This window comes from Pseudomonas sp. JAI111, assembly GCF_024809425.1.
Taxonomy (GTDB): domain Bacteria; phylum Pseudomonadota; class Gammaproteobacteria; order Pseudomonadales; family Pseudomonadaceae; genus Aquipseudomonas.
In genome coordinates this window covers 192,091-206,587 of sequence record NZ_JANUCB010000002.1, presented here as the reverse complement: position 1 = coordinate 206,587, position 14,497 = coordinate 192,091, and the positions used below count along the sequence as shown (strand labels likewise).

13 protein-coding genes are annotated in these 14,497 nt (G+C 58.9%); 8 read left to right on the top strand and 5 right to left on the bottom strand.

Annotated elements, in window-relative coordinates; genetic code table 11:
* Positions 1–31 precede the first annotated feature (31 nt).
* The 7 genes from HNR03_RS08535 to HNR03_RS08505 all read left to right on the top strand — a co-directional run bounded on the left by HNR03_RS08535 (position 32) and on the right by HNR03_RS08505 (position 8,082).
* Entirely contained in the window at positions 32–556 is a 525-nt protein-coding gene (locus HNR03_RS08535; protein WP_033055281.1) for a DUF2059 domain-containing protein, read from the top strand.
* A gap of 12 nt (positions 557–568) precedes the next feature.
* Positions 569–868: a BolA family transcriptional regulator gene (locus HNR03_RS08530; RefSeq protein WP_017340055.1), complete on the top strand. Its 300-nt coding sequence runs from the start codon at positions 569–571 to the stop codon at positions 866–868.
* Between the two features lie 102 nt (positions 869–970).
* Positions 971–1,912 carry a rhodanese-related sulfurtransferase gene (locus tag HNR03_RS08525; RefSeq protein WP_222587943.1) on the top strand — a complete coding sequence of 314 codons (942 nt, stop codon included), beginning with the start codon at positions 971–973 and terminating at the stop codon, positions 1,910–1,912.
* 39 nt (positions 1,913–1,951) lie between these two features.
* A complete protein-coding gene (locus HNR03_RS08520) occupies positions 1,952–2,554 on the top strand; it encodes a DsbA family protein (protein ID WP_222590258.1) in 603 nt (200 codons plus the stop codon).
* A complete protein-coding gene (locus tag HNR03_RS08515; protein WP_259152603.1) occupies positions 2,547–4,364 on the top strand; it encodes an ABC transporter ATP-binding protein in 1,818 nt (605 codons plus the stop codon). The genes HNR03_RS08520 and HNR03_RS08515 overlap by 8 nt, the downstream gene beginning before the upstream one ends.
* A gap of 418 nt (positions 4,365–4,782) precedes the next feature.
* Entirely contained in the window at positions 4,783–7,242 is a 2,460-nt protein-coding gene (locus tag HNR03_RS08510) for an EAL domain-containing protein (protein ID WP_259152602.1), read from the top strand.
* A 78-nt stretch (positions 7,243–7,320) separates the two neighbouring features.
* Positions 7,321–8,082, top strand: a complete 762-nt coding sequence (locus HNR03_RS08505; protein ID WP_405046048.1) for a TenA family transcriptional regulator — start codon at positions 7,321–7,323, stop codon at positions 8,080–8,082.
* Between the two features lie 75 nt (positions 8,083–8,157).
* Here the strand turns inward: HNR03_RS08505 and HNR03_RS08500 are convergent, their stop codons facing one another.
* From HNR03_RS08500 to HNR03_RS08480, 5 genes are all read right to left on the bottom strand, one after another.
* Positions 8,158–9,084 (bottom strand): GGDEF domain-containing protein, encoded by a 927-nt coding sequence (locus tag HNR03_RS08500; RefSeq protein WP_222587939.1) that lies wholly within the window; start codon positions 9,082–9,084, stop codon positions 8,158–8,160.
* 372 nt (positions 9,085–9,456) lie between these two features.
* A complete protein-coding gene (locus tag HNR03_RS08495; protein ID WP_222587938.1) occupies positions 9,457–10,197 on the bottom strand; it encodes a YciK family oxidoreductase in 741 nt (246 codons plus the stop codon).
* 177 nt (positions 10,198–10,374) lie between these two features.
* On the bottom strand, positions 10,375–11,046 hold the full coding sequence (gene mupP / locus HNR03_RS08490; RefSeq protein ID WP_222587937.1) for an N-acetylmuramic acid 6-phosphate phosphatase MupP: 672 nt from the start codon (positions 11,044–11,046) through the stop codon (positions 10,375–10,377).
* Positions 11,047–11,050: 4 nt separating this feature from the next.
* Entirely contained in the window at positions 11,051–11,749 is a 699-nt protein-coding gene (gene ubiG, locus HNR03_RS08485; protein WP_046042598.1) for a bifunctional 2-polyprenyl-6-hydroxyphenol methylase/3-demethylubiquinol 3-O-methyltransferase UbiG, read from the bottom strand.
* A gap of 60 nt (positions 11,750–11,809) precedes the next feature.
* Positions 11,810–13,141 carry a TRZ/ATZ family hydrolase gene (locus HNR03_RS08480; protein ID WP_259152591.1) on the bottom strand — a complete coding sequence of 444 codons (1,332 nt, stop codon included), beginning with the start codon at positions 13,139–13,141 and terminating at the stop codon, positions 11,810–11,812.
* A gap of 108 nt (positions 13,142–13,249) precedes the next feature.
* Between HNR03_RS08480 and mtnA the strand changes: the two genes are divergently transcribed.
* Positions 13,250–14,326, top strand: coding sequence for an S-methyl-5-thioribose-1-phosphate isomerase (mtnA, locus tag HNR03_RS08475; RefSeq protein WP_090186594.1), 1,077 nt, complete (start codon positions 13,250–13,252; stop codon positions 14,324–14,326).
* The last annotated feature ends 171 nt before the right edge of the window (positions 14,327–14,497 follow it).

Below are 14,497 nucleotides of genomic sequence, written 5' to 3'. Positions count from 1 at the left end.
TTTTACCTCGCCTGCTAGAAAAGGAAACTCGATGACTCGTCTTCGTGCCATCTGTACCGCGGTTGCACTGGTTTGCGCCAGCGGCCCTGTTTTTGCCGATACCGCCAGCCATAACGCCAGTGCCGAAGCTTTCCTGACCCTGGCGCACGCTGACAAATTGGGCACTCCGGTGTACATGCAAGTGCAGCAAATGTTCGCTCAGCGCTTTGAACAGACCAAAGCCCCCGAGTCGAAAAAAGCCTTGTTGGAAACTTACCAGGCCAAAGCCAACGCAGCGCTGGACCAAGCCATTGGCTGGAACAAGCTGAAGCCGGACATGGTCAAGCTCTACACCACCAACTTCAGCGAATCCGAGCTCAAGGACCTGGTTGCTTTCTACCAGTCGCCTCTGGGCAAGAAAGTCCTGGAAAAAATGCCGCAGCTGACTCAGCAATCGGCCCAGATGACTCAAGCCAAGCTGGAAAGCGCAGTGCCTGTGGTCAACAAACTGCTGGCTGACATGACGGCCGAGCTGGAGCCTAAAGGCGCCGCTGCTCCTGCCAAGAAAAAGCCATAAGCGGAGTTCGGTATGACCATGCAACAACGCATCGAATCGACGCTGGGCCTGTTACAGCCCGAGCACCTGCAAGTGCTGGATGAGAGCCACATGCACAGCCGTGGGTTGCAGACCCATTACAAGGCCGTGGTGGTCAGCCAGCAGTTCGAGGGGCTCAACCGCGTCAAGCGTCACCAGAAAGTCTACGGCACGCTCGGCGAGCTGATGGGCGAGTTCCATGCGTTGGCGCTGCATACCTACACGCCAGAAGAATGGGCACAGATCGATGCGGCTCCGGCCTCGCCAACCTGTGCCGGCGGCAGCAAGCATTAACCCTAGGTTTTTTGCTAGAATCCGCAACGCGCCGCTTACCCGGCGCGTTTTTTTTCGCATCCGGTTCACCCTTTGCGAGGGTAGCCACCTGGAGAATCACCCATGACACAAAAGATTGTCGTGGCGGCACTGTATAAGTTCGTCACCCTGGAAGATTACGTCGCCCTGCGCGAGCCATTGCTGCAAGCCATGGTCGACAACGGCATCAAAGGCACGCTGCTGATCGCCGAAGAAGGCATCAATGGCACCGTGTCCGGCAGCCGTGAAGGCATCGACGGGCTGATGGCCTGGCTCAAGAACGACCCGCGCATGGACGACATCGACCACAAAGAGTCGTACTGCGACGACCAGCCGTTCTACCGCACCAAGGTCAAGCTCAAGAAAGAAATCGTCACCCTCGGCGTCGACGGCGTGGACCCGAACAAAAAGGTCGGCACCTACGTCGATCCGCAGAACTGGAATGCGTTGATCAGCGATCCTGAAGTGCTGTTGATCGACACCCGCAACGATTACGAGGTCTCGATCGGCACCTTCGAAGGCGCCATCGATCCGAAAACCACCAGTTTTCGTGAATTCCCTGACTACATCAAAGCCAATTTCGACCCGGCCGTACATAAGAAAGTCGCGATGTTCTGCACCGGCGGCATTCGTTGCGAGAAGGCGTCGAGCTACATGCTCAGCCAGGGCTTCGATGAGGTTTACCATCTCAAGGGTGGCATCCTGAAGTACCTCGAAGAGGTGCCGCAGGAAGAAACCAAATGGCAGGGCGACTGCTTTGTGTTCGACAACCGCGTGACCGTGCGTCACGACCTCAGCGAAGGCGACTACGATCAGTGTCATGCCTGTCGTACGCCGGTGAGCGTCGAAGACCGCGCCTCAGAGCACTACGTGGCCGGCATCAGCTGCCCGCATTGCTGGAACACGCTGAGCGAGAAGACCCGCCGCAGTGCCATTGATCGGCAGAAGCAGATCGAACTGGCCAAAGCGCGCAACTTGCCTCACCCGATCGGCTACAACTACAAGCAAACTCCTTCCGAGGCTTGAACCATGTCTGCACGCCGCCTGCTCTATGTGATGGACCCGATGTGTTCCTGGTGCTGGGGCTTTGCGCCCGTCGCCAATGCGCTGGTCGAGCAGGCGCGCGCGGCAGGCGTGGAGGTGCATTTGGTGGTCGGTGGTTTACGCACCGGCAGTGGCTCGGCGTTGGAGCCGACCACCCGGCGCTACATTCTTGAGCACTGGCAGGCGGTCCACAAGGCCACCGGCCAGCCGTTCAAAATCGAAGGCGCATTGCCAGACGGGTTTGTCTACGACACCGAGCCTGCCTGCCGGGCACTGGTGACCGCGCGCAGCCTGGCGCCGGATTGCGCGTGGAAACTGCTCGGCCTGATTCAGCACGCGTTCTACGCCGAAGGTCGCGACGTTACGCACGCCAGTGTGCTGGTGGAACTGGCTGAGAAAGCCGGTCTGCCGCGCATCGAATTTGCTGCCGCCTTCGATCGTGCCGATCAGCACGCTGCGACTGCTGCCGACTTTACTTGGGTCCAGGACCTGGGCATTGCCGGCTTCCCGACATTGCTGGCTGAACGCAATGGTCAACTGGCTCTGCTGACCAATGGTTACCAACCTTTAAGTGAGCTTTCGCCGTTGCTTGGCCGTTGGCTGGAGCGCGCCGCCTGTGCATGACCTGCCCGATGGCGCGCCCGCTCCCAAGCGTGTCGATCGGCTGAGTTGGGCCGAAATCCGTCGTTTGGCCCTGCACCATAAAAAATCCCTGTGGATCGCCAACGGCGTCGCGGTGCTGGCTACTTTGTGCAGCGTGCCGATTCCGTTGCTGTTGCCATTGCTGGTCGACGAAGTGTTGCTGGGGCATGGCGACGCCGCCCTGAAGATCATGAATCACGCACTGCCCCAAGGCTGGCAGAAAGCGGCAGGCTACATCGGCCTGATGCTGCTGGTGACCTTGTTGCTGCGCTGTGGCGCCCTGTTGTTCAACGTGGTGCAGGCGAAGTTGTTTGCGGCGTTGGCCAAGGACATCGTCTATCGCATTCGTGTGCGGCTGATTGAGCGGCTCAAGTGCATTTCCCTGGGCGAATACGAAAGCCTGGGCAGCGGCACGGTGACCACGCACCTGGTCACCGACCTGGACACGCTGGATAAATTCGTCGGCGAAACCCTCAGCCGTTTTCTAGTCGCCATGCTGACGTTGGTGGGCACCGCATCGATCCTGATGTGGATGCACTGGAAGCTGGCGCTGCTGATCTTGCTGTTCAACCCGTTGGTGATTTACGCGACGGTGCAGTTGGGCAAGCGGGTCAAGCACCTCAAGAAACTCGAGAACGACAGCACTTCGCGCTTCACCCAGGCGCTGACCGAAACACTCGATGCCATTCAGGAAGTGCGCGCCGGCAACCGTCAGGGGTTTTTCCTCGGGCGCCTGGGACAACGAGCCCGGGAAGTGCGCGATTATGCCGTGAACTCGCAGTGGAAAACCGATGCCTCCAACCGTGCCAGCGGTTTGCTGTTCCAGTTCGGAATCGATATTTTCCGCGCGGCAGCGATGCTCACCGTGCTGTTTTCCGACCTGTCCATCGGCGAGATGCTGGCGGTGTTCAGCTACCTGTGGTTCATGATCGGTCCGGTGGAGCAACTGCTCAATTTGCAGTACGCCTATTACGCCGCCAGCGGTGCATTGTCGCGGATCAACGAACTGCTGGCCCGCGCCGATGAGCCGCAATACCCCGGTGGGGTCGATCCGTTCCAGGGGCGTGACACCGTGGGCATTGAAGTCCGGGGGCTGAGTTTCGGCTATAGCGACGAGCTGGTATTGAACAAGATGGACCTGTCCATCGCGCCCGGTGAAAAAGTCGCCATCGTCGGTGCCAGTGGCGGCGGCAAAAGCACCCTTGTGCAATTGCTGCTGGGGCTGTACACGCCGCTTGCCGGGACCATTCGCTTCGGTGGCTCGACTCAGCAGGAGATAGGTCTGGAAGTCGTGCGGGAAAACGTTGCCGTGGTCTTGCAGCACCCTGCGCTGTTCAACGACACCATCCGTGCCAACCTGACGATGGGCCGTCTGCGTAGCGACGAGGCCTGCTGGCAGGCGCTGGAAATTGCGCAGTTGCACCAGACCGTCCGAGCGTTGCCCGATGGTCTGGACAGCATTGTCGGACGTTCCGGAGTGCGTCTGTCCGGGGGGCAGCGTCAACGACTGGCCATTGCGCGGATGGTGCTGGCCGAACCCAAGGTCGTGATTCTCGATGAGGCGACCTCGGCGCTGGACGCGGCCACCGAATACAACCTGCACCAGGCGTTGGCGCGGTTTCTGAGCCACCGCACCACGCTGATCATTGCGCATCGGTTGTCGGCGGTGAAGCAGGCCGATCGGGTGCTGGTGTTCGACGGCGGACAAATTGCCGAGGATGGCGACCATCAGCAACTGATTGCCGAAGGTGGTTTGTACGCCAAGCTTTATGGGCATTTGCAGCAACATTGAGTGAAGTGTGTCGCACTTCAGCATCATTGTGCGTCGGTTTTTGGAACTGTGAAGGCTGTTACCCGGTCTGCCAATTAACTGATTTTGCACAGTAATGCTGTCAGCCTGTTCGTCGTCGCAAGGCGCGCGTTGATGTTTCATTGAAGCGAATTGTCTGTACGCAGGTTGTGCCAGGTTGTCGGATTCGGCGCCTGTAGATGCGCTAGTATGTGGCCGACGGAAGGGAGACCCCGTTTCAGCCCGAACGAATAAAAAAACGCGGTACAAGTCCACGGCTCGACGGCAAAGCGCTGATCGGTCCCAGGCACGTGTATGCGCAAAATATGGGCGCTGGCTTGCCGGGATCGATTACGCACCCTAGTCTAGCTTTAGCGATCACGTGGAATGATGATCTGGCAGTGCTAAAACAAGGGACCTCATGAAGCAAAAGCGGACTCTCGGAACGCCAAGGTTGTTGGGCATCGTCTGGCCATTTATCGCGGTAGTGCTGTTTCAGGCGCTATTGGGTGGGGTCAGTCTGTATGTGCTTTCGGCGGTTCGCGGCTATGTCGCCGGGGAAAGCCTCTGGTCCAAGGGCCAGAAGGATGCCATCTATTACCTTAATCTCTACGCGGACAGTCGTGACGGGGCGATTTTTCTCAAGTACCAGAACGCCATTGCCGTACCTCAGGGGGGGCACGAGTTGCGGTTGGCGCTGGACCACCAGCCGCCGAATATCGAAGCGGCGCGCGTAGCCATTCTCAAAGGTGGCAACCACCCTGATGACGTCTCCAGCCTGATCTGGCTTTACCTCAATTTCAGGCATTTCAGTTACCTGGAAAAGGCCATCGATCGTTGGACGGTGGGTGATTCCTATCTGGTCCAGCTCGATGACGTCGCCCAGGACATGCATCAGCGTATTACCGGAGGTCAGGCTTCGGACGCCGACATCAAGCGCTGGAAGGCACAGATTTTTGCGATCAACGACGGTGTGACGCCTGCCGCCAAAGCGTTCAGTGATGCCTTGGGCGAGGGCTCGCGTCTGATTTTGCGCCTGCTGCTGGTGACGAACCTCGCCACGGCCCTGGGCTTGATTGCATTGGCCCTGATGCGCACGCACAAACTGCTCAAGCAGCGCCATGCTTTCGCCGAGGCCTTGCAGTTGGAGAAAGACCGGGCGCAGATCACGTTGCAATCCATTGGCGACGGGGTGATTACCACAGATGTCGAGGGGGCGATCGCCTACATGAACCCGGCGGCCGAGGCACTGACCCACTGGAAAGGCGAGCAAGCCATCGGCTTGCCGCTGGCAGCCTTGTTCAATCTGCTGGATGAAAACGCTCAGGCCGAAGGGTTCACGCTGATTGAACACATCCTGAGCGGTCAGCTCAGCGGCGGCAGCGAACATTCCAAACTGATCCAGCGTCTGGATGGCAGCACTGTGTCTGTCACCCTGGTCGGCGCGCCGATCCGTAATGCCGGCAAGGTCAGTGGCACGGTGCTGGTCTTGCATGACATGACCCAGGAGCGCCAGTACATCGCCAATCTGTCCTGGCAGGCGACCCATGACGCCTTGACCGGGCTGGCCAACCGCCGGGAGTTCGAGTATCGCCTGGAGCAGGTCATGCACAACCTGACGCGGCACTCCGGTCGCCACGCCTTGATGTTTCTCGACCTGGATCAATTCAAGCTGGTCAACGACACCTGCGGTCACGCGGCGGGCGATGAACTGTTGCGGCATATCTGCGCGTTGCTGCAATCGGGCTTGCGCGAAGGTGACACCCTGGCACGGCTGGGCGGCGACGAGTTCGGTATCTTGCTGGAAAACTGTCCGCCGGAAGCGGCCGAGAAAATTGCCGAGAACCTGCGTCAGACCGTCCAGAATCTGCACTTTGTCTGGAAAGGCCGGCCTTTCGTGACGACAGTCAGCATCGGGCTGGTTCATGTCGCGCAAACGCCGACAACTCTTGAAGCCTCGTTGCGCGCCGCGGATATGGCCTGTTACATGGCCAAGGAAAAGGGGCGTAATCGTGTGCAGGTCTATCATGCCGATGATTCGGAGTTGTCCCTGCGATTCGGTGAAATGGCGTGGGTGCAGCGCTTGCACATGGCGCTCGAAGAAGACCGCTTTTGCCTCTACTCCCAGGAAATCGCGCCGCTTGGACACACTCAACAGGGCGGCGGGCATATAGAAATCCTGCTGCGTCTGCATGACGAAGCCGGGCGCATGATATTGCCCGACAGTTTCATTCCGGCGGCAGAGCGTTATGGGCTGATGACTGCGCTGGACCGCTGGGTGGTGGAGAACGTTTTCAAGATCATTGCCCAATGTATTGCAGAAGAGCGCAAAGGTCCTTTGGCCATGTGTGCGATCAATCTGTCAGGCACGACTATCGGAGATGACGCGTTCCTGGACTTCTTGCGCGAACAGTTTGTTGTGTGGTCCATTCCTCCTGAAATGATTTGTTTTGAAATTACAGAAACCAGCGCAATTTCAAATTTGGGAAGCGCGATCAGATTTATTAACGAACTCAAAGGTTTAGGTTGCCATTTTTCATTGGATGACTTCTGCGCCGGGATGTCCTCATTCGCCTACTTGAAACATTTACCTGTAGACTTCTTGAAGATCGATGGAAGTTTCGTAAAGGATATGCTGGACGACCCGATTAACCGCGCCATGGTAGAAGTGATCAATCACATCGGCCATGTCATGGGTAAGCGCACGATTGCCGAGTTTGTAGAGACGCCCCAGATCGAGCAGGCACTGCTGGAGATCGGGGTCGATTTCGCTCAAGGGTATGTCATTGAACGCCCGCATCTGTTTACCTGCGATAGTTTGCAAAGTCGCCCCGCCAGGCCCCAACCTTTGTTGTTCAAGGCGCCTGGCACGTTCCGTTGAAATCTCTAGCTGATCCTAACAATCACAATCAAAAGGAGCCCGACAGTGATCGACACATTCAACCGAACCGGACCACTCATGGAAGCTGCAAGTTATCCAGCCTGGGCGCAACAGCTCATCAAGGATTGCAGCGAGAGTAAGCGCCGGGTTGTCGAGCACGAACTGTATCAGCGCATGCGAGATAACAAACTCAGCGCAAAAACCATGCGTCAGTACCTCATTGGTGGCTGGCCGGTGGTTGAACAGTTCGCGTTATACATGGCACAGAACCTGACCAAGACCCGCTTTGCCCGCCACCCCGGCGAGGACATGGCGCGTCGTTGGCTGATGCGCAACATTCGTGTCGAATTGAACCATGCCGATTACTGGGTGAACTGGAGTCGGGCACATGGCGTCAGCCTGGAAGATCTGCAGGCGCAACACGTTGCCCCGGAACTTCACGCGTTGAGCCACTGGTGCTGGCACACCAGCTCGGCAGATTCTCTGATCGTCGCCATCGCCGCCACCAACTATGCGATCGAAGGCGCCACCGGGGAGTGGTCGGCGCTGGTCTGTTCCAGCGGCGTGTATGCGGCAGCCTTCCCTGAGGAGGATCGCAAGCGGGCCATGAAGTGGTTGAAGATGCACGCCCAGTACGACGATGCCCATCCATGGGAAGCGCTGGAAATCATCTGCACGCTGGCCGGCATGAATCCGAGCAAATCACTGCAAGTGGAATTGCGTCAGGCCGTCTGCAAGAGCTATGACTACATGCACCTGTTTCTGGAGCGGTGCATGCAGCTGGAGCATTCGGAAAAGGCTCCCGTGGCACGTGAGCGCATGGCGCTCGCCGAAAGCTGATCCATCGGTAACACACACAAAATGAGGGAGCGAGTTTACTCGCTCCCTCATTTTTTTATGGTGTCGCTGATGTTCTCAGCCCGCCATCTGCAACCGGTTACGCCCCTCGCGCTTGGCGACATACAGCGCGCTGTCGGCCCGTCGCAACAAGCTTTCGGCAGACTCTCCGGGCAGCAGGGTCGAACAACCCAGGCTGACCGTCAGTTCGACCAGGTTGCCGTCGGCCTTGTAGTGCTCGGCCTGCGCTGCAAACCGCAATCGTTCGCCAACCATGGCCGCTGCTTCCCGATTGGTATTGGAAAGCAGGATCAGGAATTCTTCGCCCCCAAAGCGAAACACCATGTCCACGTTGCGCAACTGATTCTTGATCGAGGCTGCGACAGCCTTGAGCACGTCATCGCCTGCGCTGTGTCCGTAGTTGTCATTTACATTTTTGAAATGATCGATATCCAGCATCAGTAGCGACAACGGCATCAAGTGCCTTCGCGACATCTCGATTTCACGCTGCAGCGTCTGATCCATCGCGATGCGATTACCAGTACCGGTCAGTGGATCGCGCAATGCGCTTTGAGTCGCGGCCCGATAGAGCAGGGCGTTGCGGATCGGAAACAGCAAAGTGGGCAGCAACGATTCCAGCGAGGCCTGTTCGTATTCGCTGAACCGCTGGTTGCGGCGGAAAATCAGTTCACCCAGGTTCTCATCTTCATGAACGAGGCTATAGGTGACCGAATGATGGCCGCGCTGCCCGAGCTCCAGGCGCAAGTCGCTGGCGGGGTGCTTATAAGTCAGCGCATCCAGTGGCACGACACGCTGAATCTCGCGGAAGAAAAGTCCGAGAATGCGTTGTGGCTCAAGGCTGGTCTGCAGCTGCTGGCCAAGTTGCTGACGCAATTGTGCGAGGCTGAATGGCCGCTCCAGAACGGGAGGCTTTTGACCAAAGCCCAGGCGCTGCAATTTGGCGTTATCGAAGTCAATTGCGCTGGTCTGGGATGGTGATTTCATATGGCGTGAGCCCCTAAGCAGTAAGGCTGTCTTACAGGCTGGGTGAGAGCGGCTTTGGGCTGCGCGTCATACTGGTCCATCAGTCCCGTAGGACATTTGGCGCAAGTTTAGTCCGCTTTGTCGAATATAAGTAACCTTCGACTGAGGCGTCCGCCCGATAGCTTTCACACGGCGTGTCTGAGCAAAATTAGAGCGAAAGTCATGCCAATGAGTTCCTTCAGATAAAAATCCTTTTTAATCAATGCCTTGAGGGATGTGATGGAGTAATTTGCACAATAAGTGACGTCGAATTGACAGAAACCGTGTGATTAAGGCGTCCTTTAAGTGCCGCGCCGAGATGTCGACGCGACACAAAAAAGCGACGTGTGGCTTTTACTGAGCGTTGAAAGCCTGGCCATTGATGCCGGTGCTGTCCGGACCCATCAGATACAGGTACACCGGCATGATTTCTTCCGGCGTTGGGTTATTCAGCGGATTTTCTCCCGGATAAGCCTGGGCACGCATGCTGGTGCGGGTGGCGCCGGGGTTGATGCTGTTGGAGCGCACGGGGGCGACGGTATCGACTTCGTCAGCCAGGGTTTGCATCAAGCCTTCGGTTGCAAACTTGGACACGCCGTAAGCGCCCCAGTACGCGCGACCCTTGCGGCCCACGCTGCTGGAGGTGAATACCACCGAGGCGTCCTGGGACAGCTTGAGCAGTGGCAGCAGGGTGCTGGTAAGCATGAACATGGCGTTGACGTTGATGTGCATGACGCGCATGAAGTTCTCGCCGGACAACTGCTCGATCGGCGTGCGCGGACCGATGATCGAGGCGTTATGCAGCAAGCCGTCAAGGTGGCCGAACTCTGTTTCGATCATCGCGGCCAGCTCATCGTATTGATGGGGCAGGGCGGTTTCCAGATTGAACGGGATCACCACCGGCTGAGGATGCCCGGCGGCCTCGATGTCGTCATAGACCTGCGTCAGATTGGCTTCGGTCTTGCCCAGCAGCAATACGGTGGCGCCATGGGCGGCATAGGTTTTCGCCGCTGCCGCGCCGATGCCGCGGCCCGCGCCGGTGACCAGGATGACCCGGTCCTTGAGCAGTTCAGGACGTGCGGAATAATCAAACATAAGAAACCTCAACAAAAATTCTTCAGGTCAAGCGCGATCCTGTGGGAGTGAGCCTGCTCGCGATAGTGGCGGCTCAGTCAACAGGGTTGTTGAATGTGATGACGCCATCGCGAGCAGGCTCGCTCCCACATTAGTAGTGCTCAAACCCCTTGGAAACCATGCCGCTACGAAAGCGGCTCAGCAGCCACACAGGGCGCTATCGAGCACCTTGCGCAACTCCAATGGATGATCCACCACCACGTCTGCTCCCCAGTGCCGAGGGTTGTCTTCCGGGTGAATGTAGCCGTAGGTCACGGCCGCCGTTTTGGTGCCGGCATCACGCCCCGATTCGATATCGCGCAAGTCGTCACCCACGAACAGCACGCTGGCCGGGTCCAGGTCGAGCATCTTGCACGCCAGGATCAGCGGCTCAGGGTCTGGTTTGCTGTTCTTCACGTGATCCGGGCAGATCAACAAGGCCGAGCGTTCGGCCAGCCCAAGTTGCTGCATGATCGGCTCGGCGAAGCGCAGTGGCTTGTTGGTCACCACGCCCCAGATCAGGTTGGCCTTCTCGATGTCGGCCAGCAGTGCGCCCATGCCGTCGAACAGCTTGCTGTGCACCGCGCAGCCGACCAGGTAGCGCTCAAGGAACTCCAGGCGAAGCTCCTCGAAGCCTGGCGATTCCGGGTCCATGGAGAAGGTCACCGCGACCATCGCCTTGGCGCCGCCGGAAATCTCGTCGCGAATATGTTTGTCGTTCATCAGCGGCAAACCGCGATCAGCGCGCATTGCCTGACAAATGGCAATGAAGTCCGGCGCGGTGTCGAGCAGGGTGCCGTCCATGTCGAAAAGGACTGCTCTGATACGCATCGGCTTACTCCTCGCGCAGGGTCTGGATCATGTAGTTGACGTCCACGTCGGCCGCCAGTTTGTAGTGCTTGGTCAGCGGGTTGTACGTCAGCCCGATGATGTCCTTGACGGTCAGGCCGGCCATGCGGCTCCAGGCGCCCAGTTCGGAAGGACGGATGAATTTCTTGAAGTCGTGAGTGCCGCGCGGCAGCAGCTTCATGATGTATTCGGCGCCGACGATGGCGAACAGGTACGCCTTCGGATTGCGGTTGATGGTGGAGAAGAACACCTGGCCGCCGGGCTTGACCATGCGGAAGCAGGCGCGGATCACCGAGGACGGGTCCGGCACGTGTTCAAGCATTTCCAGGCACGTGACCACATCAAACTGCTCGGGCATTTCTTCTGCCAGCGCTTCGGCGGTGATCTGCCGGTATTCGACGCTCACGCCCGATTCCAGTTGATGCAGTTGCGCGACTGCCAGTGGCGCTTCGCCCATGTCGATGCCCATGACGGTGGCGCCACGCTGGGCCATGGCTTCACTGAGGATGCCGCCGCCGCAACCGACGTCGAGGACTTTCTTGCCGGCCAGATTGACCCGCTCGTCAATCCAGTTGACCCGCAGCGGGTTGATGTCGTGCAGCGGTTTGAACTCGCTTTCGCGGTCCCACCAGCGATGCGCCAGGGCTTCGAATTTGGCGATTTCGGCGTAGTCGACGTTGCTCATGGTTCAGTCCTCTAAAACTTGAAAAATCCTGTTGCCCCGGGGATGAGTCCGGAGTGCTTGCTATTCGGTGCGGCCGCTGATGCGCTGGCCCCAGGCCTTGGCCGTGGCGCAAAGTTGTTCTTCGTCCAGGCGGGTCAGGCGGCGGTCGTCGAGCAGTTGCTTGCCGGCGACCCACAGGTGCTTCACGCAGTCCCGGCCGGTGGCGTAAATCAGTTGTGAAACCGGATCGTAGACAGGTTGCTGCGCCAGCCCCGACAGATCGAATGCGACGATGTCCGCTGCCTTGCCGATTTCCAGCGAGCCGACCTCAGTCTCGATTCCCAGTGCGCGGGCACCGTTGAGGGTGGCCATGCGCAATGCGCGGTGGGCGTCCAGCGCGGTGGCCGAGCCGGCGACAGCCTTGGCCAGCAGCGCGGCAGTGCGGGTCTCGCCAAGCAAATCGAGGTCATTGTTGCTGGCTGCGCCATCGGTGCCGACCGCGACATTGACGCCCGCTTGCCACAGTCGCTCGACCGGGCAGAAGCCGCTGGCGAGCTTAAGGTTGGATTCCGGGCAATGAATCACATTGGTGTTGCTTTCTACCAGCAATGCCAGGTCTTCCTCGCTGATCTGGGTCATGTGCACGGCCTGGAAGCGCGGGCCGAGCAGGCCAAGGCGACCAAGTCTGGCCAGTGGGCGTTCGCCGCGCTGTTCGACCGATTGCTGAACCTCGAAGGCGGTTTCGTGGACGTGCATATGAATGGAGGCGTCCAGTTCTTCGGCAATCACCCGGATTTTCTCCAGGTTTTCATCGCCCACGGTGTACGGGGCATGGGGGCCGAAGGTGACTTTGATGCGCTCATGGTGCTTGAGATCGCCGAACAGTTCGACGCCCTGACGAATGGCTTCGTCGGCCGTGCTGGCGCCCGGGATCGGGAAGTCGAGGATCGGAATTGCGATTTGTGCACGAATTCCGCTGTTGTGGACACGCTCGCTGGCAACCTTCGGGAAGAAATACATGTCAGAGAAGCAAGTGATGCCGCCTTTTATCTGCTCGGCGATCGCAAGGTCGGTGCCGTCGCGTACAAAGGCCTCGTCGACCCACTTGGCTTCAGCAGGCCAAATGTGGTTTTCCAGCCAGGTCATCAACGGCAGATCGTCGGCCAAGCCGCGGAACAGCGTCATCGCCGCATGCCCGTGAGCATTGATCAGGCCGGGACAGAGCAGCACGTCCGGCAGCTCGCGCACTTCGGTTGCGTTAAGCTTCAGCGCAGCGGACCGCGGGCCGATGAACACAATGCGCCCGTCGCGGATGCCCAGGCCGTGCTCTTTGAGGACAACGCCGGCGGGTTCGACGGGTACCAGCCAGGTCGGCAGCAATAACAGGTCGAGCGCAGCGGCAGTGTTCGGCATCGAGGATCGGTTCCAGTGCTTTTGTAAAGGATGGCGAAGTATACCCGAGCGTCTTCGCGGGGGGATCGCTATAATCGGCGGCTTTTGTTCATGAGTGCGGGGTGTGGGATGCGCGATCGACTGTTGGCTGCGGAGAAGGTAAAGGCCATCGATTGGCGTGATGGCGCCCTGTACCTGCTGGATCAGCGTGTTTTGCCGTTCGAAGAAACGTGGATCGCCTACACCAGTGCAGCGGGTGTCGCCGAGGCGATTCGCTCGATGGTGGTGCGTGGTGCGCCGGCCATCGGCATCAGTGCGGCCTATGGCGTGGTACTGGCGGCACGTAGCCGATTTGCCGAGGGGGGCGACTGGCAGGCGGCGCTGGAAGAGGATTTCGCTCTGCTTGCCGATTCCCGTCCTACCGCTGTCAACCTGTTCTGGGCCCTGGGCCGCATGCGTGAACGGCTTGAACGTCTGAAGCATCACGCCGATCCGCTGGCGGTGCTCGAGGCAGAGGCCATCGCCATTCATGAAAGTGATCGCGAAGCCAACCTGACCATGGCGCAGCTGGGAGTGGACTTGATCCGCAAACACCAGGGCAATGCGCAGGCAATCCTGACCCACTGCAACACTGGCGCCTTGGCCACTGGTGGTTTCGGCACGGCGCTGGGGGTGATTCGCGGCGCCTATATCGAGGGCATGGTCGAGCGTGTTTACGCCGATGAAACCCGTCCTTGGCTGCAAGGTTCGCGGTTGACTGCCTGGGAGCTGGCCAATGAAGGCATTCCGGTCACGGTCAATGCCGACTCTGCCGCCGCGCACATCATGAAAACCAAAGGTGTGACCTGGGTGATCGTGGGTGCCGACCGGATTACCGCCAATGGCGACGTGGCGAACAAGATCGGCACTTATCAACTGGCGGTGAGCGCCATGCACCACGGCGTGCGCTTCATGGTGGTGGCGCCGAGTTCGACCATCGACATGAACCTGGCCAGCGGCGATGAAATTCCTATTGAAGAGCGCGATGGTCGCGAATTGCTGGAAGTCGGCGGCAAGCGGGTCGGGGCGGATGTTGATGCCTTCAACCCGGTGTTCGACGTGACGCCTGCGGACCTGATCGATGCGATCGTCACCGAAAAAGGCATCGTCGAGCGCCCGGATACGGCGAAAATGGCCCAGTTGATGTGCCGCAAGCGTCTGCATTGAGAGCGTCCGGCGCCTTGTAAATCGACATCGCCAGCAGGCTGGCTCCCACAGGTTTTGTGGTCGACACCGATCCTGTGGGAGCCAGCCTGCTGGCGATGAGGTCCTAAAAGTCAATAAACATCCTAATTCAGCTGCCAATTTTGCATTTGGAACGGCTCTAAGCCTCTCTCG